At 49.4% G+C, this 21,477-nt stretch carries 16 protein-coding genes and 1 riboswitch; of the genes, 10 read left to right on the top strand and 6 right to left on the bottom strand.

All coding sequences use genetic code 11. The features are described from left to right. Positions 1-25 precede the first annotated feature (25 nt). Complete coding sequence (locus tag ACX1C1_RS16900; RefSeq protein ID WP_458953343.1) at positions 26-883, top strand: helix-turn-helix transcriptional regulator; 858 nt, start codon at positions 26-28, stop codon at positions 881-883. 37 nt (positions 884-920) lie between these two features. Here the strand turns inward: ACX1C1_RS16900 and ACX1C1_RS16895 are convergent, their stop codons facing one another. After that, on the bottom strand, positions 921-2,204 hold the full coding sequence (locus ACX1C1_RS16895; RefSeq protein ID WP_458953342.1) for a UDP-glucose dehydrogenase family protein: 1,284 nt from the start codon (positions 2,202-2,204) through the stop codon (positions 921-923). 182 nt (positions 2,205-2,386) lie between these two features. On the opposite strand from ACX1C1_RS16895, the gene nagZ reads away from it, so the two are divergent. Then, entirely contained in the window at positions 2,387-3,658 is a 1,272-nt protein-coding gene (gene nagZ / locus ACX1C1_RS16890) for a beta-N-acetylhexosaminidase (protein ID WP_458953341.1), read from the top strand. 4 nt (positions 3,659-3,662) lie between these two features. On the opposite strand, the gene ACX1C1_RS16885 is transcribed toward nagZ, so the two are convergent. From ACX1C1_RS16885 to ACX1C1_RS16875, 3 genes are all read right to left on the bottom strand, one after another. Further along, entirely contained in the window at positions 3,663-4,325 is a 663-nt protein-coding gene (locus ACX1C1_RS16885) for a potassium channel family protein (RefSeq protein ID WP_458953340.1), read from the bottom strand. 112 nt (positions 4,326-4,437) lie between these two features. Further along, positions 4,438-4,588: riboswitch (cyclic di-AMP (ydaO/yuaA leader) on the bottom strand. A 134-nt stretch (positions 4,589-4,722) separates the two neighbouring features. After that, positions 4,723-6,147, bottom strand: coding sequence for a (Fe-S)-binding protein (locus ACX1C1_RS16880; RefSeq protein ID WP_458953339.1), 1,425 nt, complete (start codon positions 6,145-6,147; stop codon positions 4,723-4,725). Next, positions 6,140-7,558 (bottom strand): FAD-binding oxidoreductase, encoded by a 1,419-nt coding sequence (locus ACX1C1_RS16875; protein ID WP_458953338.1) that lies wholly within the window; start codon positions 7,556-7,558, stop codon positions 6,140-6,142. The genes ACX1C1_RS16880 and ACX1C1_RS16875 overlap by 8 nt, the downstream gene beginning before the upstream one ends. Positions 7,559-7,727: 169 nt before the next feature. Between ACX1C1_RS16875 and ACX1C1_RS16870 the strand changes: the two genes are divergently transcribed. Then, a complete protein-coding gene (locus ACX1C1_RS16870; protein WP_458953337.1) occupies positions 7,728-8,426 on the top strand; it encodes a FadR/GntR family transcriptional regulator in 699 nt (232 codons plus the stop codon). A 161-nt stretch (positions 8,427-8,587) separates the two neighbouring features. Further along, on the top strand, positions 8,588-8,971 hold the full coding sequence (locus tag ACX1C1_RS16865) for a helix-turn-helix domain-containing protein (RefSeq protein WP_458953336.1): 384 nt from the start codon (positions 8,588-8,590) through the stop codon (positions 8,969-8,971). Between the two features lie 242 nt (positions 8,972-9,213). Here the strand turns inward: ACX1C1_RS16865 and ACX1C1_RS16860 are convergent, their stop codons facing one another. After that, positions 9,214-11,478 carry a hypothetical protein gene (locus ACX1C1_RS16860; protein WP_458953335.1) on the bottom strand — a complete coding sequence of 755 codons (2,265 nt, stop codon included), beginning with the start codon at positions 11,476-11,478 and terminating at the stop codon, positions 9,214-9,216. A gap of 178 nt (positions 11,479-11,656) precedes the next feature. On the opposite strand from ACX1C1_RS16860, the gene ACX1C1_RS16855 reads away from it, so the two are divergent. The 6 genes from ACX1C1_RS16855 to ACX1C1_RS16830 all read left to right on the top strand — a co-directional run bounded on the left by ACX1C1_RS16855 (position 11,657) and on the right by ACX1C1_RS16830 (position 20,404). Beyond that, a complete protein-coding gene (locus ACX1C1_RS16855; RefSeq protein WP_458953334.1) occupies positions 11,657-13,732 on the top strand; it encodes a right-handed parallel beta-helix repeat-containing protein in 2,076 nt (691 codons plus the stop codon). 55 nt (positions 13,733-13,787) lie between these two features. After that, a complete protein-coding gene (locus tag ACX1C1_RS16850; protein WP_458953333.1) occupies positions 13,788-16,124 on the top strand; it encodes a helix-turn-helix domain-containing protein in 2,337 nt (778 codons plus the stop codon). A 274-nt stretch (positions 16,125-16,398) separates the two neighbouring features. Then, positions 16,399-17,322 carry an ABC transporter permease subunit gene (locus ACX1C1_RS16845; RefSeq protein WP_458953332.1) on the top strand — a complete coding sequence of 308 codons (924 nt, stop codon included), beginning with the start codon at positions 16,399-16,401 and terminating at the stop codon, positions 17,320-17,322. 19 nt (positions 17,323-17,341) lie between these two features. After that, positions 17,342-18,232 carry a carbohydrate ABC transporter permease gene (locus ACX1C1_RS16840; protein WP_458953331.1) on the top strand — a complete coding sequence of 297 codons (891 nt, stop codon included), beginning with the start codon at positions 17,342-17,344 and terminating at the stop codon, positions 18,230-18,232. A 49-nt stretch (positions 18,233-18,281) separates the two neighbouring features. Then, positions 18,282-19,829: an ABC transporter substrate-binding protein gene (locus ACX1C1_RS16835; RefSeq protein ID WP_458953330.1), complete on the top strand. Its 1,548-nt coding sequence runs from the start codon at positions 18,282-18,284 to the stop codon at positions 19,827-19,829. 215 nt (positions 19,830-20,044) lie between these two features. Continuing rightward, on the top strand, positions 20,045-20,404 hold the full coding sequence (locus ACX1C1_RS16830) for a c-type cytochrome (RefSeq protein WP_458953329.1): 360 nt from the start codon (positions 20,045-20,047) through the stop codon (positions 20,402-20,404). A gap of 173 nt (positions 20,405-20,577) precedes the next feature. On the opposite strand, the gene ACX1C1_RS16825 is transcribed toward ACX1C1_RS16830, so the two are convergent. Next, the gene (locus tag ACX1C1_RS16825) at positions 20,578-21,387 is read right to left on the bottom strand and encodes a phytanoyl-CoA dioxygenase family protein (protein ID WP_458953328.1); all 810 of its coding nucleotides are present in this window, start codon (positions 21,385-21,387) and stop codon (positions 20,578-20,580) included. Positions 21,388-21,477: the final 90 nt, after the last annotated feature.

Below are 21,477 nucleotides of genomic sequence, written 5' to 3'. Positions count from 1 at the left end.
TTTGTCCTAGAGGTGAAACGAAACAATGATGAGACAAAGCCATTTGTTAACATTGCCGCACAGCCCCTATTTCTGTCTGCCAGAATCCGTCGGGCATTACAGCGATCGAACCGATCATTCCGTTACACGTGAAGCCGGAGCGCTCAACAATTTCAATATTCACTTTGTCGTGTCTGGCAAAGGTTATGTAGAGGTGGATCACATCATTCATACGCTCAGCGCAGGAGACGCCGTCTTATATTTCCCACTGCAATCTAATCGATATTACTCAAGCGAGGACGATCCTTGGGACATACGCTGGTTCCACTTCTACGGCGATAGTCTATTGGGAGATTTTCTGGTCAACCGAGAGCTGCACCGAAGCCAGCTATGGACGTTGCGCCACACCGAGCATTGGATTCAGGCTCATGAAGAGCTGCTCGTCGAAGCGGAGAACAACCGTATGCTCAGACCTCACACATTGTCGACCTTAACTTATGCATTAATTGCCCTGTTCGCCGAACAAGCCGTACCAAGGGAGACTTTCAAATCCAGTTCCTCCGGCAATCGTATATTGGAGCTGCTTCCACTTATGCAGAAAGAAGCGCTGCAGCCCTTCGAGCTTGAGCGCTGGGCGTCACTGACTGGCGTTTCTACCCATTACTTTTGTAAACTGTTTCGTAGTGTCATGGAGATGACCCCGATGGATTTCATAACGCGATGCAGACTGCAGACCGCGAAGCAATGGCTGCTGGAGCGGCGTTCATCTCCCATTGGTCAAATCGCGACAGAGGCTGGTTATCCCAGCATCAGCTATTTCAATAGACGATTTATGGCTCACGAAGGCATGACGCCTACCGCTTACAGATCGTTATTCGGCAATATCGGCAGCAACGGAAAATGATGGTATATTCATGATAATAGACGCAACAAAGGCCGGCTTATGGCCGGCCTAATCCAACGTATTGCAGCCCCGATTCCATTACTTCGTCGCGATTAAGCACATTCCGTCCATCCATGACAATCGTGCCTCTCATCCGCTTCCCAATCTGTTCCCAATCCGCATCGATAAACGCCTTCCATCCCGTCGCAATAATAAGCGCATCCGCACCTTCCACAGCTTCGAGCATAGATCCTGCCCAGACGACACCTGGCAACTCCGGAGCAACTAGCGGATCGAACGCGACAACGGAGCAGCCGCGAGCTGTTAATCGCTTCATTAGTTCTATCGCTTGCGAATAGCGGAGATCATCCGTATTTTCCTTAAATGTAGCGCCTAATACCGCGATACGAGTGTGCTCATTCAGCTGTCCCAGCGTGTTCTCCAGCTTATCGATATAATAATCCGGCTGTGAAGCATTAACCGCGGCCACCTGACGCAGCAGTTTGAGATTAACTTCTCTAGTTGCTGCCGTACCGATCAATGCGTTGACATCCTTGGGCAGACACGAACCGCCGTATCCGATACCCGCCTGCAAGAACTTCCCGCCGATCCGGCTATCCATCCCGATGCCTTGCGCCACTCTTGTAATGTCGGCGCCAAATGCATCACAGACGCGGGACAGCTCATTGACGAAAGAAAGTTTGGTTGCCAGAAACGCATTGGAACCGTATTTAATGAGTTCTGCTTCCGTTGGTCCCGTCCACACGGTTTCTGCATGGATACCATCGTATATGGCACGAACCTTCTGTGCCGCTGCTTCGTTATGGGATCCGATGACGATCCGGTCGGGATGGAGCGTGTCGTGTATGGCTGTACCTTCTCTTAGAAATTCCGGATTGGAGACCACATCGAAGTGATGCTCCAATATACCGCGCTCTAACAAAAATTGCTTAGCCCATACTCCCGTCCCAGGCGGAACCGTACTCTTCATGACGATCGTTTTATGCGTGTGGAGCGTTGTACTGATCGCGAGAAGCACGCTTCTCACATAGATGAGGTCCGCTGTTCCATCCGCTGCTGAAGGTGTTCCCACGGCTATTATAATGACTTCATGCGCGGCTATGCTTGCCATCACATCCGAATCAAACTTCAATCTGCCGACTCCTACATTGTGATCGACAAGTTCTAATAATCCCGGCTCATAGATGGGGATCTGTCCTTTATGAAGCGCACTGATTTTGTTTTCGTCGCTATCGACACAATACACCTCATGACCTAGATCCGCTAATACGGCTGACGTCGTTAATCCAACGTACCCTGCGCCTATGATACAAATTTTCATGAATCCGCATCCTCTCCTGACACCATAGGTACAATATCATGTGCAGAGGCAGAGCCATTGGAAACGGCGTTTGGGGGGATGCTTTACAATTTCTTCATTGTGGTCGCGTGCATTGGTTTGCTATCGCTCTATCCTATCGATACAATAGATAAGATCGAGATACCCAGTAGGAGGAGATCTACATGTACAAGCTATCGCTAGCCGTTATGGCTGCCCTTGTAGCCGTAACCTCTCTCGTCGGTTGCGGCAAAGACGGTTCTTCAAACTCCACGGTCACACCGACATCCGAAGTCGTTACACAGTCTCCTAATCCAACCTCACATAACGAAACGCCCTCTGATCAGGGCGAGCAAGCTATCTGGCAACAGATTAACGCCATGTCAACGAAGGAGAAGGTCGGACAATTGGCCATCATCGGCTTGGACGGCATCTCGATGAATGACACCACGCGATCGTTTATCCGTGATTACCATGTCGGGGGATTTATTTTGTTTAAGGATAACATCAAAGATGCAAGTCAAACGCTGCAATTATTGAATCAGCTCAAAGAAAGCAACGCCAGTGATCCAGAATCTGTTCCATTATGGTTAAGCGTTGACCAAGAGGGGGGCAAAGTAAGTCGACTTCCCGCCGAATATACCAAAACACCGACCGCAAAGCAGATCGCGAGCAAGCAGAATCCCGATTATACCTTTGCCATCGGACAATCACTTGGACTTGCCGTGCGTTCACTCGGCTTCAATATGGATTTTGCCCCGGTGCTGGACATTAATAGCAACCCTGACAATCCTGTTATCGGAGACCGTTCCTTTGGCGCAGATGCCGATACGGTAGCTTCGCATGGCCTCGCAATGATGGACGGTATTACGTCGCAGGGAGTGGCTGCGGTCGTCAAACATTTTCCGGGGCATGGCGATACAGCCGTTGATTCCCATAAGAGTTTGCCTATCGTGAATAAGAGCCTGGAGGAGCTCCGTGGATTCGAGCTGCGGCCATTCGAAGAAGCGATTCGTAACGAGGCAGATGCGATCATGATCGGACATTTGTTAATGAACAAGCTGGATAAGGAGCATCCCGCTTCCATCTCCAAGGTAGTCATTACGGATCTGCTTCGCGAACAGCTTCATTATGACGGCGTCGTGATTACAGACGACATGACCATGAAAGGGTTGACGAATGGCAATGACATTGGTGCAGCCGCAGTGGATGCCATCCTGGCCGGAGGGGATATCCTGCTCGTGTGTCATGAGGATGCATTGCAGAAGAAGGTGCTCGACTCCGTCCTCCAACGCGTGGACGATGGAACGATCTCGCAGGAGCGGCTCGACGAAAGCGTCTATCGCATACTTCGTCTGAAGGACAAATACAATCTAAGCGATGATCGCATTCCATCCGTCGATCCCGCTGAGGTTAACGCCGATATTGCCGACTATCTTGCCCCCTTCAAGGGATAAGCTATTAGTCGCCGATCGCTTTCTCGAAGCGGGTGATATCCGTGTTCTTGCCAATAACAACAAGCATATCGCCTTCGTAGATAAAATCATCAGCTAGAGGCGATACGACAAGCTCGTTGTTTTTTCGCCGAATAGCCATGATATTGCAGCCGAATTTGGCGCGGAAGTTTAATGTTTTTAACGTCTTGCCGCCGAAATTGTTCGGAGCAATAATTTCGACAAGACTATGCTCCGGAGATAACTCCATGTATTCGACCGTATTCTTGGAGGTTACTTGATGCGCCACTCGAATACCCGTATCCCGCTCTGGATGTACGATATGATTCGCCCCTAGTCCCTCAAGTACCCGTTGGTGGTAATCGTTGGTTGCTTTGGCTGTCACGTATGGAATACCCATGTCTTTGAGGATCAGGGTGGTCAGGATGCTTGCCTGCAGGTCTTCGCCAATTGCTACGATCGCATGGTCCATGTTGTGCACGCCCAGCTGCTTCAAGACAGATTCATCCGTAGAATCCGCTTGATATACATGAGAGAGTATCGGCGCAAAATCTTGCACGCGTCGCTCGTCTCTGTCAATTCCCATCACCTCATAGCCGAGCGACATTAACGTCTTGGTGACGCTGCCCCCGAATCTGCCCAAACCGATGACAACAAATTGTTTTTTCATTAACACGCAGCCTTCTTTCTTCTTATCGTATCCTTAAAAATGCGCAACAAAAAACCACAGAGGCGAGTGCGCTCTGTGGTCGTAAACCATACGATCACGAGTGAATTTTCGTTCCTCTCCCGAACAACGCTTACGAGGTTAGCTGTCGGATTCGGGATTTCGAGAATTCCCTACCATTCTGTTCAGAATGGATTCACCCCAGCGGCTGCAGCCGCATTGGTTCCCCCGCCCTTTTTATGAAAAAGGCTCAGCGTGTGGCATATTTGGTTCATCGCTAATGCTACTCCTTTATGAACCAAAAGTAAAAGCTGAAACTCGCAGCCTATTAGCTCGGAATCACCGAAAATCGTTCATTGCAACGTTTACAACAGCCCTTTGATTATCGAAGCGTCGATTATCAAACGTTTGATCCGTTTTTCGCCAAAACACCAGACTCTGGATGCTCGGAAAGTGATGCCGGAGCCGCCACGATTCGATCATGCAAATAATCGACGATATGCATCGCTTCCATCCGGAACGGAGGCTTATGTTTTTCGATCCCGTGTTTCATCTGAAGGAGGCAACCGGGATTGCTGGTAAGCATGTAACGTGCTCCCGTATTTGTAGCATGCTCCATTTTGTGCTCAATAATTTGTCCCGCCATCTCCGGCTGCGTTACGTTGTAGATACCAGCAGAGCCACAGCAGCGGTCCGCTTCTTTCATTTCTACATACGATACGCCGCTGACGCTTTTCATTAGCTGACGCGGAGCGTTTGAGCTTTTCATCACGTTTCGCAAATGGCAAGAATCCTGATACGTTACCGTGCCTTGCTCCGATTCCGCGGCGATCTCGGCGAATGCCGGAATCGTTCCAATCTCAACGATAAGCTGACTCACATCTTTGACACGTTCTGCAAACCATTTGGCTGCTTCACGCATTTCCGGATCAGCGTCTTCTACTAGCAGGTGATCGTATTCGACGAGCAGCGCCCCACAGCCGCCTGCATTGGAGACGATATAATCGACGCCCGCAGCTTTGAATGCCTGCACATTCGTCCTAGCCAACCCGCGTGCATCGTCCATCTCGCCGCTATGCGCATGGAGAGCACCGCAGCAAACCTGTGTATCCGGGATGACAACTTCGAAGCCCGCTTCGGAAAGCAGTTTGACGGTATTGACGTTTGTGCCTGCGAACATCACATCCATGATACAACCTCTGAACAAGGCCACACGGGCAATTGCTTTGCCCTTTGCGGGATAGAACGCACCGATTTGTTCGATGACCCCTTTCGTGCTGGCTTCTGGCAAAATCGCTTCCATTTCTTGCAGATGTTTGGGGAACAGCTTCATGATCCCCGTACCTCTGGCCAGCTTCTGCAGACCCGACTTTTGGTAGAAACCAAGTGTACCTCCAAGAAGTTTAAGCTTGCTCCGACTAGGGAAAACGCCTTTAAACATCACCTTCCTCAGACCCTTGATCGGTAAGCTGTGTTCCGCATGATCTTCGATCGCGTCACGCGCTTGCTCGATAAGCTGTCCGTACTTCACATCGGCTGGGCATGCCGGCTCGCACGCGCGGCATCCTAAACAATGATTCATCTGATCCTGGAACGCTTGATCAGGATCCATAATCCCATCCGCAACGGCCTTCATAAGCGCAATACGACCGCGCGGCGACTCTGGCTCCAGCCCGGTCTCGCGGAAGGTCGGGCATGCCGGCAAGCAGAAGCCGCAGCGCATGCAATTCGTAAGCTGATCGTAGTCAAGCTTGTTCAGGAGCGTTTGCGCCAGTGGATTGGCATGTTTGATCTCCGGTTTCTTGATCATCGTTCCGTTAGCCATGCTGCAGCACCACCCTTTTTCTCGTTTCCTTGGCGAACAACTTGCCAGGATTGAGCAGCCCTTGCGGGTCAAATGCCATCTTGATGCCTTTCATCACTTCAATGCCTGGCGCCCCTACTTTCCACTCCAGATATGGCGCCTTCACGAGGCCTACTCCATGTTCTCCAGTAATCGTGCCGCCTAGCTCGATCGTGGCTTCGAAGATTTCGGCGAACGCCTCCTCTACGCGATGCACCTCCTCGGTATCCCTCGCGTCCGTCGTCGCCGTTGGATGCAGATTCCCGTCTCCCGCATGACCGAAGGTCGCGATGGTGACGTTATACTTGCGCGCGATTTCGTTAATTCGCAGCACCATATCGGCAATTCGGGAACGCGGAACCGTTGCGTCCTCCAGTATCGTAGTCGGACGCAGTCTTGCGAGCGCTGTAAAGGCGCTGCGCCGCGCCGTCAGCAGCTTCTCCGCCTCTTCGCGGCTTTCCGCAACTTCGACGCGGTCGGCAGACTCCATCTCGCAAATTTCGCGGATTCGAGCGATATCGCTTTCTACCGTTGCAGGGTCTCCATCTTGCTCGATTAACAGGATGGCTTCCATATCGCGCGGCAATCCCAATTTCGCAAAATCATCGACTACCCGGATCGTCGGGTTGTCCATAAATTCTAACGTTGCAGGGATAATTCGATTTTCGATTATACGCGAAACGGTACGCGCAGCACCGTACAGATCACGGTACATGGCGATCATTGTTTTTTTCGCTTTGGGAGGCGGGATTAGCTTGAGTGTAGCTTCCGTAATAATGGCAAGCGTACCCTCGGAGCCCACAAGCAGCTTCGTGAGGTCATATCCCGCCACGTCCTTCATCAGTTTGCCGCCTGTACGGAGAATCTCGCCGTTTGCGAGTACAGCTACCAGCCCAATTACATAATCCTTAGTCGTCCCATATTTCAAACCGCGCAAGCCGCCGGAGCATTCTGCAATATTGCCTCCGATTGTGCTTATGCGCATGCTGCTGGGATCAGGGGGATAGAATAGTCCCAAAGACTCCACGTGCGCGATAAGATCAGCCGTAATGAGCCCCGGCTGCACAGTAACCGTCAAATTTTCGGTATCCGTTTCTACGATTCGGTTCATCCGGTGCATGACCATTACGATACCGCCTTGTACCGGGACGGTACCTCCGCATAAATTAGAACCTGATCCTCTGCTGACAAGCGGGATTGCATACTTTGATAATAGCTTCATGATTTGTGATACTTGCTCTGTCGTTTCTGGATAGATGACGCCTTGAGGCAACGATTGAAGCATCGGCGTGCCATCATACGAATGAGCCACAAGCGCTTCCGGATCATCGCGGAAATGTTTGTCGCCGACAATCGCTCTTAATCCTTCTATCAGTTCGCGGTTTAGTTTCATGCATGTACCTCCATAGTAATCGGAATTTATGGATAATAGATCAGGTCATCTGATGACTTTTCAATTATTATAGCTTATGCTTATATTAAAGAACAGAGCAAAATTAAATGAAGGCCCGGCTCAATCGGCCGATCGCATTTATCGTATAGGATGACGGAGGTAACTCGTAATGAAAATCGAAACAGAGAAAGGCCACGAAATCGTTGGCCGCGTTCTGCTGGGGCAAATTCGCGATGGCGAATGGAAGCCAGGTGAAAAATTACCTTCTGTTGTGGAATTGTCGGCTTCCTTCGGCGTCGGCAGATCCACGATTCGTGAAGCGTTAAGCGCGCTAAAAGCGATGGGATGGCTTGATATCAGGCATGGCGGCGGCACATTCGTGAAGAAGGAGCTCCCCCGCGAACGAAGCGAGAGCGGCGACCCGTTTAAGGAGGCTGCCTCCATTATGGAGCTGCTGGAAGTGAGGAAGGTGCTGGAGACCGGAACAGCAACACTTGCTGCACGCAATCGCACCGACGAGGACCTTGATTCGATGAAAGCTGTGCTGCTCAAGATGCGGGAAGCGCTAGACAACGACGATACGACCGCCGGCGAACAAGCGGATGTCGCATTCCATGCCGTCATTGCTGCCGCTTCTCATAATTCGCTGCTAATTGGATTAGTGGACTCCTTGTCGGAGAGGCTTGGGCGGACGATCGGTCAGACGAGGGAGCTTTGGTTCTACCAAGAAGCCTCCACCGCTGCACGTTTGCTAGAGGAGCATCACGCCATTTATGACGCTATTGCAACACGCAACGAAGCTGAAGCGTCTACATTGATTGGGACGCATCTCGCCAAAGTGGAAAAAGTGCTGCGCGAGCGTATGTAACTTCCCTCAACCCTATTCCATTCATACGTGATGCATAGATTACATGGTTACATGAGTCCGATGAGTCCGATATAGTAAATACAGCCTACCTTTTGCCTTATTTTCTGATATAATGGATGGCAACGACATGGGTCTTATGTACTAAGGAGGAGCTTTGAGGAATGGCAAAGTACGGGAAGAGAATCGCAGAGCTGCGCAAAAAAAGGGGGATGAACCAGGAATCGTTAGCTGGATTGCTAGGGATTACAAGAGCTTCATTGTCTCATTACGAAACGGATCGCAGAGAGCCGGACTACGAAATTTTGACAAGGATGGCTAATCTGTTCCGCGTCTCCTTTGATGATTTAATGGGTCGGATTCAGGAAGCCCCTCTCTCCGACCCTTCTATTCATATAACGGAGTTTCTTAATCGCGTTGAGCTTGCCGACGACAGCATTACCAGTCGTTATGAGCTGATGATTGACGGACGTAAGCTAAGTACCGAAGAAACGCAACGTTTTATAGCATTTATTCGTTCGGAACGAGCTGATCGGTTGGGTAAATGATGAGTTTCGCGCCTGTTTCCAGCAATTCTGTTATGGATTCTCGCTTTAAACCTAACCGATCCAGTATATCGCATACGTCTAGGACGATTGCCTGTTCCTTCGATTCGCACACTCCAACCGCCTCTTTCCCGTCCTAATTTGATTGAACGGGTTCATTATACTAACGCAATTCGTTTCCGTAAACGGACAACATTTGTCGAACGGAAAGAAGTTGCGTCGAATCTTCGCGATTACGATCGCATCTATACAGAAACCTTCAAAATCTCGCCCGGAGCGAGCTCAACTCTCTGCCATGTCGGGGACGGACAAGCGCCAAGAGGCGTCAAGCGATCGCTGTCACCCTCTACCAGGAGCTTTACCGTTATTGTCATATCATGTGGATTAGATACGATCAAACCGCTAAGCTCTTCCATCTGCTCCCAGTTGCAGTCTACTCCGTCTAGCGTAACGATTCTGCCGCGAGTTCTATCAACATATATGCCAGGAAGCTCAGCAAAGCTAAGCATCATTGACACCTCGCACCAGCAGGACAGCGGAAGCACCTCACCAACCAACTCCGATCCTTCCCAGTCGCTCATGTTGACTCGCTCGCTCATATAACCTTGCAGCAGGTTATTTCCATCCCAACCCACAATTGGACGTTCATTCGTAGACAAATATTGAGGAAGATGCGACGCAATATCTCGCAGCAGCTCCAAATATTTGAGCTTGCCCGTTGCCCTGTACAACTTAAGCAGCGAATCGCCGGACAATGTACAGATACCAGGAGCGCTATGCTTATTCTGTACGTTGGCAATGACCGAACCTAATGTGCGAATCCCTAATCGTCCAAACGTCGAGTTCTGTGGGAAGCGGAAGTCATAAGCAACGCACCAGGACATCGCTTGATCAGCCGCTTCTTCCGCCCGCTTGCTCCAATGCTTGTCGCCAGTCGACTCCATTAGTACGACAAACGACTCCAGCAGCGCAAATGCAGATTCGCTGTCCGGGCATTGCAATATTTCTCCAGGACCGCCAGTGGATATCCCCTTCGCCGTAAACCTCTCATAATATTGCTCCGCCGATTCAAGTGCAACCTCCCTGTAACTGTGCGCTTCGAAATATTCGGCGCATAACGCCAGACCAGCAGGCACAATCGATCCTGCCGCGGAACCTCCGACCAACAATTCGCCAGTACCTGTGTGCACCCACTGTCCAAAGTCTTTGTATTGATGCCATAGCTTCACGAACGCATCCGCCAATCTTCTAACACTCGCCAGCCATTCGACCGGAATAGGCTGCTCCGGTCGCATCTGCTCCATCCATATCAGATGTTTCATTACAAAATACAAGGCGTCGGCGCTTTTTCGTACAATATGCCATTGCTCGGGGTAATCCCGATCCGGTGAACCGTTAAATTCATCGCCATACCACTCTCCGTTATAGAACACGCCCTGGAAAAACCCGGACTCTGTCTGGCTGCCCAGCATAAACGCTAACGTAGACAGCGCCCTCTCCACGGATAAAGCCGACCCTTCTGCCAGCAGCGCATAACTGGACATCCCGCCGCCAACCCATCCGACTTGCCAATCCTGATGTTTCATGTCAACGGTTCCGACTGAATAATATCCGTATTTCTCTTTCCAGTTCCATGTATTGTATTTGTCCTCCTGAATAGTCCATGCTGCCGAAAATGGCATATAAACTGAAGGGGGCGATACGTTCATTCCTAATTGGCGCACATCGCCGAGACGCTCGAACAGCCCCTCGATGCCGTGACATGGAAATTGAAACAGGCGACATCGTACCGTGACAGACTCGCCATCTTCAAATCTTCTCCCCCTGTCCGGACTATCCACACGGGTTGTTGTCATCTCGTATTTGGTCTCTGGCCGTATGCCAGGCGCCTGAAAAACGAGCCGCGCTTCGCCTCTGTCCAGACTTTCCTCCACATGCATAGAGGAATCTCCGAGCACGGTGCTTTGATCCGTCATGAGCAGCCACCCCATCGCATTGCCTGCATCATACAGGCCGATCGCCGGGACGCTGGCATCTCCAGTCAACAGATGAAAGGCGGATTGTTCGCCGGTCACATTGGACAACCGAGGTACATCCGTTATATACGGCTTCGCTTGCGGCCCTCTATCTTCTCGTGGCAAGAGCGACCAGCATGGCGCGTAAGCCAGAGGTTGAACGGGAAACCGATTTCCGTCATAGACAGCTCCCGGAACCAACACATAATGTGCATCCGACCAACGTTCGCAGCGCAACCCCCACATTACGGCGACATCCTCACATCCCTCTAGCGCATGAAATGTGATTGCAAGCTCTAGCCCCTCCTTATCGTCAATTCTCCCTTGGCTGTCTACGCTGATCTCCCACATCTCGCCTCCAGGCAATTTCGCGCTCCCTTTAGCGGCATTCCAGCTAACGTTCGTTCGGCTGACTTGCCTGCTCCCCTCATATCGATTAACGCACATCTCCATATGCATGCCCCAACGCTCCAATGACTTCCTCATCGCTTCCAAGTCCCTCAACCGCCTCTCTTCGCTTGACCTTACTGATCGTAACGTTATCATGATGGATTTCATGGGGTCTACTGTGAAAAACACGATTCAATGTACTTTATTGGAATGCTCTTGCACCCCTATCCGCAGCCATTTATAACTGAATATAGAAGAGATAATTCGGGGGAGGACTAATCCTATGAAACATAATTACTATGTATCGACGGAAGGCAATGATAAGTATTCCGGATCAGCAAATGAGCCGTTCCGCACTATTAACCAAGCCGTACTCCATGTGCGCAGCTTGCTTGAATCCGAATTACACGAGCCTGTAACCGTATATATTCGCGGCGGACGTTATGAGCTGCATACGCCTTTATGTTTCGACGAGCGGGATTCCGGCACGGCCGAGTGCCCGGTCACATATCGCGCTTATGCTAACGAGGAGGTTGTCATAACAGGCGGTCGAGCGCTGACCGGCTTCGTACGATACGATGGGAACATTTGGAGAGCACCTTTAGAACGTGGACACAAAAGCTCAACAATCTATGCAGATGGCACAAGAGTACTTCAGGCAAGATTGCCTGCGACTGGCTATTATGAAACGGATTGTATACCTGCAGAGGATGACGAGGCTAGACAACGGGGCATTCATATCAGGGAAAGCGACGATGTCACATTTGAAGCATCTCAAGACGGACTCTCCGTTTTTGTCTGGCCCGGTGACGGTGAAGCCAATTGGTTCTCGGAGACAAAAGCAGTTTCTGCATATCACGCGGAGGATCGTTATCTGACATTCAAGAGCCCCGCTACTTGGCCGATTGGTTACGGATCACGGTATTATATCCAGGGCTCGCTGTCATTCTTGCGCACACCTGGTCAATTTCACTTCGATCGCAACGAGGGCTTCATCTATTATTGGCCGGCGAACAATGAAGTCGATCCTAATGAGCAAACCGTTATCATCCCTGAGACAACGCGTTTACTGCATATAGCCGGATCCGCACCGGAGCTCCCAGTCACCGGACTTATCTTCCACGGACTGACCTTTTCCTGCACAGATTTTTTCCCCGAATACCGAATGATGCAGGATAATATGGAGCTGGAGGAGCATCGTGATGGACTTGTCTATATCACCAATGCTGCCAACATCGTTATCGAGCATTGCCAATTGCTGCAGTCTGGCAGCAGCGGCATATTCCTTGATCGAAGCGTAACCGCAACGACAATCGACCATAACGTGATTAGAGGATTCGGTGGTATCGGCATCAGTCTCTGCGGATATGCGCCGGGAGAAGGAGCGTTCGACCATCCTAAGGCAGCTGATCTGAATAACCATCACCGTATCACGAACAACATCATCGAGCAGGGCGGCGAGCTTGTCGGACATGGCTGCGGCATTCTGCTCTATCAAAGCGGTCATAATGTCATTGCGAACAATCGCATTTCACATATGCCGAGATATGGAGTTTCCATGAAAGGATTGCGACAAGGCGCGATGCCGCCATCTCTTTATGGAATTCCCGTGACTTGGGACAATCATTGGGACTTCCTCCATACCCGGAACAATTGGATCGCATACAACGATATCTCCTCTGTGATGGAAGACAGCCAGGATGGCGGCATGATTGAAGCATGGGGAGTTGGGCGCGGCAATGTCATACACGGCAATGAGCTGCATGATAGCGGCATCCACTTCTCCTTTGGCTTCGGCATCTATCTCGATGATGCCTCGGACGACTTCACAGTCAGCAATAACGTCATACGGGGGCTGTACAGCACGGGGAACGGCAAGCTATGGATGTTGATCTTCTCCAAAGGAATTGGCAATCGGATTCACAACAACCTATTAGTCGACAATCCGATGGCGATATCCGCAATCGGCTCTCAGGAAATGGTTGGCGAACAAAATAAACATATCGAAATCGCTTCCAATATCGTTTATAATTCGGGGTATCTCTATTACTTTGTCAATTACAGCAATGAGCGTTTCGCTTATGCCGATCGCAATCTGTATTGGAACGAGGATAAACCATGCCTAATCGCCGGCGAGCTCCCGCTTCCGTCTATTGGGCCCGATGAATTGGACAGGGAATTGTACGATTGGGAGGCTTGGCGTACACTCGCGCAGGGAAGATATGATCAATCATCCGTTCTTGCCGACCCGCTGTTCTTGAGCCGGCATACAGGCGATTACCGCTTAAGACCGGATTCGCAAGCCTACCTTCTGGACTGGAAAGACATCTCTATTGAAAGTATTGGACCGCAATCGTAACGTCCGAATGCAAGCTCGGCTTAACCATCACAAGTTACAGGGGGGCTTGAATCGAATGAAAGGTTTCGGCTTTTATAAGTCCAAAAAATATTTGCAGCGCGTCATGTTGACCATTATGACCTCCATGGTGCTTATCCTGGTCGTATCGTCTATCACGAATACCTACATGATGGAAAAATCAGTTAAGCGCATGCAAGAAAACTCTAACTTGAAGGTATTATCGCAAATTCAATATAACTTGGCATACATGAACGATATGATCACCCGTCTGTCTAACTTTGTTTATCGCGACAACTTTTTAATCCCGCTCATGTTCAGTCAGGACCTGCCCAAGATGGACCTCATTCGGGGACATCGCCAGATGGCCAACATTATGGAAAGCACTTCCTTCCTTGATTCCATGGTGATCTATAATAAGGCGCAGGGCGAATTGTACGGAACCAGCGTCAATTTCATGCTGGATGGCGGCATAACGAAGGACCGCGTCCGGGACAGATTGCTCGGCGAGTATCCGCAGCCGACGAATAGACTGATTCCCATCAGTCTGAGCAATAATCCAGCTGCCATCGATACGTTCGCTTTTATCGTAACCGACTCGTTAAAGTCGTTTACGCCTAACCAATCCGCCATTATTTTGTTCATAAAGTCGGACTGGGTATTCGACAGCCTCAAAAAAATGAATGTCGCCAGTTCGGGCGACCAGGGCGAAGTGTATATCCAGACGCAGGACGGCAGACTGCTGACATCCGACACCAACGCGTCGTATACAGACGCAAAGGATCAAGGGGAATTAATGAACCTCGTTCAATCCGACAAGGCTACCGGCTCATTGACCTCCGGATTCGTCATTGGTGATGTCGCGAACAAAAGCAGTATGGTGACGTATATGGATGACGGCTTAGGCGCCTGGACCATTCTGTATATCCAGGATTACGACTTGCTCATGTCCGAAGTGACGAAGTCTCGCAACAACTCGTTACTCCTTGCCGGCATCTTTCTCCTTCTCGCGATTGCCTTGTCCATCTGGTTATCCTACAAACTGTATCATCCGATTGAAAACATGATTAAACAAATCAATCCATATCTCGGCGCAACAGAACGTAAAGTGGAGCCAATCGTTCGCGACGAACTGGGTTATATGAGCGAGAACTTCAAACAACTGTCCGCCAAGTTAAAGGAAATAAGCTCGGAACAGATCGTTAGCAAATATTATGTCCGCAAGTTTCTGACAGACAGCTTATTATTCTCGCATATCGATATGCAGCATCTCATCGACAAACATCAACTAAAGATCGGTACGCGCGGGGAACTGCTTGTTTGCGTCCTTAAGTTTGACAACTTTGCCACATACGACAGCAAAGCTGCCAGCTCGACGAAACTTCTATACAATTTCGCCATCGTAAACATCGCGGCGGAGATAATGGGCCAATCCTACCCGTGCGAAGCGGCGGAGATGAGGGGCGATCACTTCGTTCTTATTCTGACCAGAGGCAATGACAGCCCAGATCTCGGGCTCGATGGAATTGCCACTAAACTAAAGGAAATTCAACTCACGATCAACAATTATTATGGCCTGTCGCTCACTTGCGGAATCAGCGATCCTATCGAGCAATTCCCTCTGCTCTCCTCTGCTTATGCGCAGGCGCTTCGCTTGTGCCAATATAAGCTCGTGAAGGGGCATCAAGCGATTATAACGACTAACGACGTTCGAGCCAATCTGGAGAGCAAGCAATCGGATCTGCCGGAAACTGTGATGCGCAAGCTTTCCGAAGCGCTTAAGAAAGGCCAGCTTACCAATGCGGGCGGCGAGCTGGAGCGCGCCTTCTCGTTCATTGCCGAATGCAATTATGACGACATGGTTCGTGCGGTATCCAACATCGCATTCCTGCTCAAAAATATCGCTGGCGAAATCAACGATAATCGAATCGTCTCCTTCACCATCGACATGGAGAATTTGCACCAGCTCCTGCAGGAGAAAGAAACGCTGGACGAAATGTATGTTGCCTTGTTGTCTATTTGCACACAAATTTGCGAGGGACAACGACCTGCTAATATGGAACGCAACGAAATGATGCTCGAAACCGTCAAGGAGTTGATCGAACAACGTTTCTCTGACATCAATCTAAGCCAGCAGTCGATTGCCAGCACAGTCAAACTTTCGTCGGCTTATATCGGCAAGCTATTCAAAGAATCCTATCAATTATCCATTACGGAGTATATTAACGAGGTTAGACTCACACATGCTCAGAAGCTCCTTGAAGGCGACAACTATACGATATCTGAAATTATGGACAAATGCGGATACGCCAACCAAAGCTACTTCTTCCGCTTGTTCAAAGGTAAAGTAGGAAGCACGCCCAAAGAATATCGCATGAAAAAATCGATTTCCTAACCCTTCATGGAGAAGGTGCTCGAAGACGCTAAAGACCTTACTGTCTATCGTAATAGACGGAAAGGTCTTTTTTGTCGATTGCCAAAATCCAGCTAATCCCGCATAAACACTGCTCTTTCGCCCCTATTTCAGTGAATCGAATATTATACACTTCTCCATTACAGCAATTCGCAAAACCTATTCTATTCAAGTTTGTTGCCGGCATGGCATGATGGGCTCAAGACAACGAGCCGCAACTTACGGTTATAAGTCACATGGATGGAGGAGATGCACAGTGGCCAATTGGCTCTACAAAGAGTGGAAACATTTAATCAAAAATCGGGAGCTTCTCGCCCTCTCCTTACCGGGTATTATCTATAAGCTAATAATCGCTTATATCCCGATGGTCGGGCTGATCCTAGCCTTCAAGTATTTCCGATACGACCAAGGCATCTTCGGTAGCAAGTGGGTTGGGCTAGACAACTTCGAATTTCTCTTTAAAGCGCAGGACGCGTTCCGTATCATACGTAATACGTTGCTGTACAACGTGACATACATCATATTGGGTACCGTTGTCGCGCTTATCCTAGCCCTGCTGCTTAACGAGCTGCACGGCAAGCTGGTCAAAATTTATCAAACGACGTTGTTCCTTCCTTACTTTATCTCGTTCGTCCTTGTCGGTTATATCACTTCCGCTTTCCTGGACCATAAAGCAGGTTATCTCAATACGATCCTTGAATGGGTTGGCATGGACCCGCATAAGTGGTATCTGGAAACGACGCCCTGGATCTTCATCTTGCCGATTGTAGCATTATGGAAAGGGATTGGATTCTCTACACTCGTCTACTATGCAGGCATTACAGGGATCAGCACCGAATATTACGAAGCCGCCAGACTTGACGGCGCATCACGGATCCAGATGATGTGGCGCATCACATTACCTTTACTGAAGCCGCTTATTATCATTTTGTTCATCTTGGGACTTGGCAACATCTTCAGAGGCGACTTTGGCCTTCACTACTTTGTTCCCAATAATGTCGGCGTCAACTTCCCGACAACGGATATCATCGATACCTACGTATACCGGGCTCTAACCAAGCTTGGTGACATCAACTCAGCAGCAGCTGTTGGTTTCCTGCAATCGGTGGTTGGCCTTGTAACTGTGCTTACAGCTAACTTCATCGTTCGCCGAATCGATCGAGACAGCGCGTTATTCTGAAGAGAGGAGATTTGCAGCTATGCCTACCGCCAAACGCTTTAATTTCATGAATGGCTTTATCACCCTGTTTCTAACGATTCTTTGCTTGATGGTAGCGCTCCCGTTCGTTCTCGTTATCGTCATCTCCTTGACATCGGAGACGAGCCTTGTCCAGAACGGCTATCAGTTCATACCGAAACAATGGTCCATCGAAGCGTATCGCATTACCTTCGCCGAACCTGATCCTCTCATCAGAGGATACTTGGTCACCATCTTAATTACGGTCGTCGGCACAGTCATGTCGCTGCTGCTGACAGCAATGACGGCGTATCCCATATCGCGCCGAGACTTCCGGTATAACCGTCCCATTACGTTCTATATCTTCTTCACCATGCTGTTTAATGGGGGCTTAATCCCCTTCTATATTCTGATGACGCAATACCTGCATCTCAAGAACTCATTATTCGCATTAATCGTTCCCGCCCTGCTTAGTCCATTCAACATCATGATTATGAAGGGTTTCCTGGATAAGATCGGCAAAGAGATTATCGAATCCGCCAAGGTGGACGGCGCTCGCGAGATACGTATCTTCTTTAGAATTATTCTGCCGCTGTCGACGCCGGCGCTTGCTACCTTGGGATTGTTTATCGCTTTCGGCTATTGGAACGAATGGTATAACGCGCTGCTATTCATTGATAATGACCGATTTGTCCCGCTGCAGCTCCTGCTCGTCCGTATTCTGACACAGATTGAATTTCTTGCGAATTCGCCGCTGGCTCAGGTTGCCGATAAGCTGGCCTACGCGAATTTCCCGACAATGTCGGTACGTATGGCCATGGCCATATTGGCTGGCGGTCCCATGCTCATAATTTTTCCTTTCTTTCAGAAGTATTTCGTGAAGGGTATTACAGTAGGTTCCTTGAAAGGATAAGGAGCGACTACTGAGCCGAATATAGAATACAAACATTGGAGGGTTCAAAGTGAAAAAAACAAAAACGACAGTATGGACCAAATGGTTGGCGCTCGTTATCTGTATGGGGCTGGTAGCCGCATGCTCAAACAACAATAACCCGCCGGCTGCTACTAATGCGCCTACTAAAGGCGCCGAACCAACGGCGGCAGCCACAGAAGACACATCATTACCGGAAGTAAAGCTTACCTTCATCTATCCTGTCGCATCGGATCCTGGTCCGGACCAGAAGCTCGTCAATGACGAAATCAACAAATATCTGAAAGAAAAAATTAACGCAACCGTTGATCTGAAGCCGCTCACCTTTGACGAATATGAGCCTAAGCTTAATGCCATGCTTGCAGCAGGCGAGAACTTCGACATCGCTTGGAGCTCCAAGGGCTGGCTTGGCAACTACCAGCCATATATCGACCGTGGCGCCTACCTCGAAATTACTGACGAGATGATTGACAGTTATGCCAAAGAAGCACGCGCTAACATTCCGGACAAATTCTGGCCAGACATGAAAGCCGTTGACGGAAAAGTATACGGTTTCCCGATCTATCAAGTGGCCGCCAAAACCAAAAGCTTGGTTATCCAGAAACGTTTTGTAGACAAATACAACCTGGATTTGGCTTCCATCCAATCTTACACAGATATTGAACCGTTCCTGAAACAATTGAAAGAAAACGAGCCGGATATTATTCCGCTTGGACTTGCGCAAAACTCATGGGGATTGTATTCCAACCGCAATGAAGTCGGCGAAGGAATGTCTGTCTCTTACAAGAAAGACGATGCATCGCTCAAAATGGTATCCGGTCTAGAGCAGCTCGATAGCAAAACGGAGTATTATAACACGATGAGAGCATGGTACGAAGCGGGTTATATTAATGAAGATGCACCAATCATTGCGAACATTAACGATTTGAAGGCAAAAGGTAATGTAGCGGTAGGTCTCGAGTTCACCTCCAAGCCGGGCGGCGAAGTCGGCGAAATGGCAGTTAACGGCGGCAACGAAGTCGTATATGCCCCAATCGCGGACAGCTACTTTACAGGAATCGCAAGCGCTATGCATGTCATTAACAAAGGCTCCAAAAATCCGGAACGCGCACTTATGCTGCTTAATTTGCTCAACACCGACCAAGTACTATACAACTTGATTTGTAACGGCATCGAAGGCAAACACTATACGAAAACCGATGGACAATTCATTGAACCTATCAAGGATTCTGGATACGCACCTAACGGCGACTGGGTATTCGGCAACCAATTCAATGCTTACCTGAAGCCAGGTCAAGCGCCAGACACGTGGGACAGAACGATCGCTTTGAACGATAGCGCCCTCGTCCCTGCTTCCAGCGGTTTCGGCGTCAATGAAGAAAGTGTCAAAGCGGAAGTTGCGAACATTACAGCCATCAATAACGAATATCGCGCTGCGCTCGAAACAGGCTCTGTTGATCCGGTCAAAGTGCTGCCGGAATACCGCGCTAAACTAATCGCCTCCGGTCAAGAGAAATACGATAATGAAATCAACACGCAATGGGAGCAGTTCAAGAAGGATAAAGGCCTCGGACAATAATTATTGTTAGCTGTCCAACCATCTGGAAAGCCGCTGATCAGCCTTTGCTGACGGCGGTTTTCTTCTTTGCAACGAATCAATTATGAACAATGTTTGACAAATGATAAAACCGTATGTAAGCCGTATGTATAGACGACACTGCTTCTTGAAAAAATAGCTAATAAGTGCTAGAATCTGAATTTAGGTGAGCCTGTCATGGAAGGAGGTTATGGGGCATGCATAAATGGATTATGGCAACATTGCTTGGAGTGGCCGGTCTGATGGCCGTATACCTGCTCACGTTTAATCTCCCAGAGAAAGAGGAGCACGTTGCCGAAGAAGAATTTACTGTTCCTGAAGTCACTGTAGATACGGCGGCGGCTGAAGCATTCTACAAAAGCAATTGCATGGGTTGCCACGGTGATCAATACCAAGGCGGCATGGGTCCTGCACTTGCCAAAGTAGGCGGCGTTATGACCAAAGAAGAAATCTACAAAAAAGTGCTGAACGGCGGCGGTGGAATGCCAGCTTTCGAAGGCAAGATCACTGATGAAGAACTGATCAATCTTACAACATGGCTGTCTGAGATGAAGTAATCGTTCTCACAAGCCACAAGCCCTGCTAGGTCCTGATGGACAAGCAGGGCTTATTTATATGTGCAGCACGTTAGGGGCTCGCCTAACGCTTCTCTGCAATCAACACAAAGGGATGTCCCAGCTGGACATCCCTGTTTCAGCTATCTATGCACCTGCTTCAGTCTTCTTACTGGTCAGTGCGGATATGCCGCATCAAACTCCAGCCCGCAAGGTCCACCATTTTCGTTGATATCCATATCGACAGCCGTCCCATCCTCCTTATAGAGAGGTCTGTAGAAGCCGCTGATCTTCGTAGCGGACGAATTGGCGTAGTGGCAGATGAACGCACGACGGAATCGATCCTTTGTCCTGTTGCGATACGAGCCGTGGATCAGATTGCCATTAAAGAACAGAACATCACCCGGATCCATTATCGCTGGCACGACAGCGCGGTCTTTGGGCGGCTTCACATAATGTGTCGTAAAGGATTCGGATTCGTCAGCGAGCTCCGGGCAACTGATGTCATATTCACCTGTGCGCGGAACGACCAGCAAACCTCCATTATCCATATCCGCCGCATCAACGGCGGTCCAAGCCGCGATACAATTACCGGGCTCCACCTGCAGATAAAAGTTGTCTTGATGCAGGGCCTGCCCTCTAGAGCCCGGCGGCTTGTAATAGAACATACTTTGCGCCGCATATGCCTCCTCGCCATACAGATCACGCAGCACCTCCATGACAGGCGCATGCAGCATATACTTTTTGGCTGTTTCGTTATACCGATGAGGATGCATCACCCTCGGAAAACGTTTCAGTGGATCATCCGCGCCTGCCTCCAGATCGGGTTCGAAGTATCCTGGAATCGTCTGCTTGCTGATTTCCTCGAACGTATCCGTAATATCTGTTAGCTCTTTTTCCCCAAACAACCCTTTCACCAAGAGATAACCTTCCTTGCGGAAATGTTCTAGCTGGTCCTGGCTTAATACACGAAGCTGCTTACTCATTCCTATCTCCTCCTCGATTGTTATCGCTGTGGGATTGATTTCTTCTTAGATTCATTATAGAATTTCGAATCATAAGGAGGAATGATCGTA

Source organism: Paenibacillus sp. strain BS8-2 (genome assembly GCF_054483835.1).
This window is presented reverse-complemented; position numbering and strand designations above follow the sequence as displayed.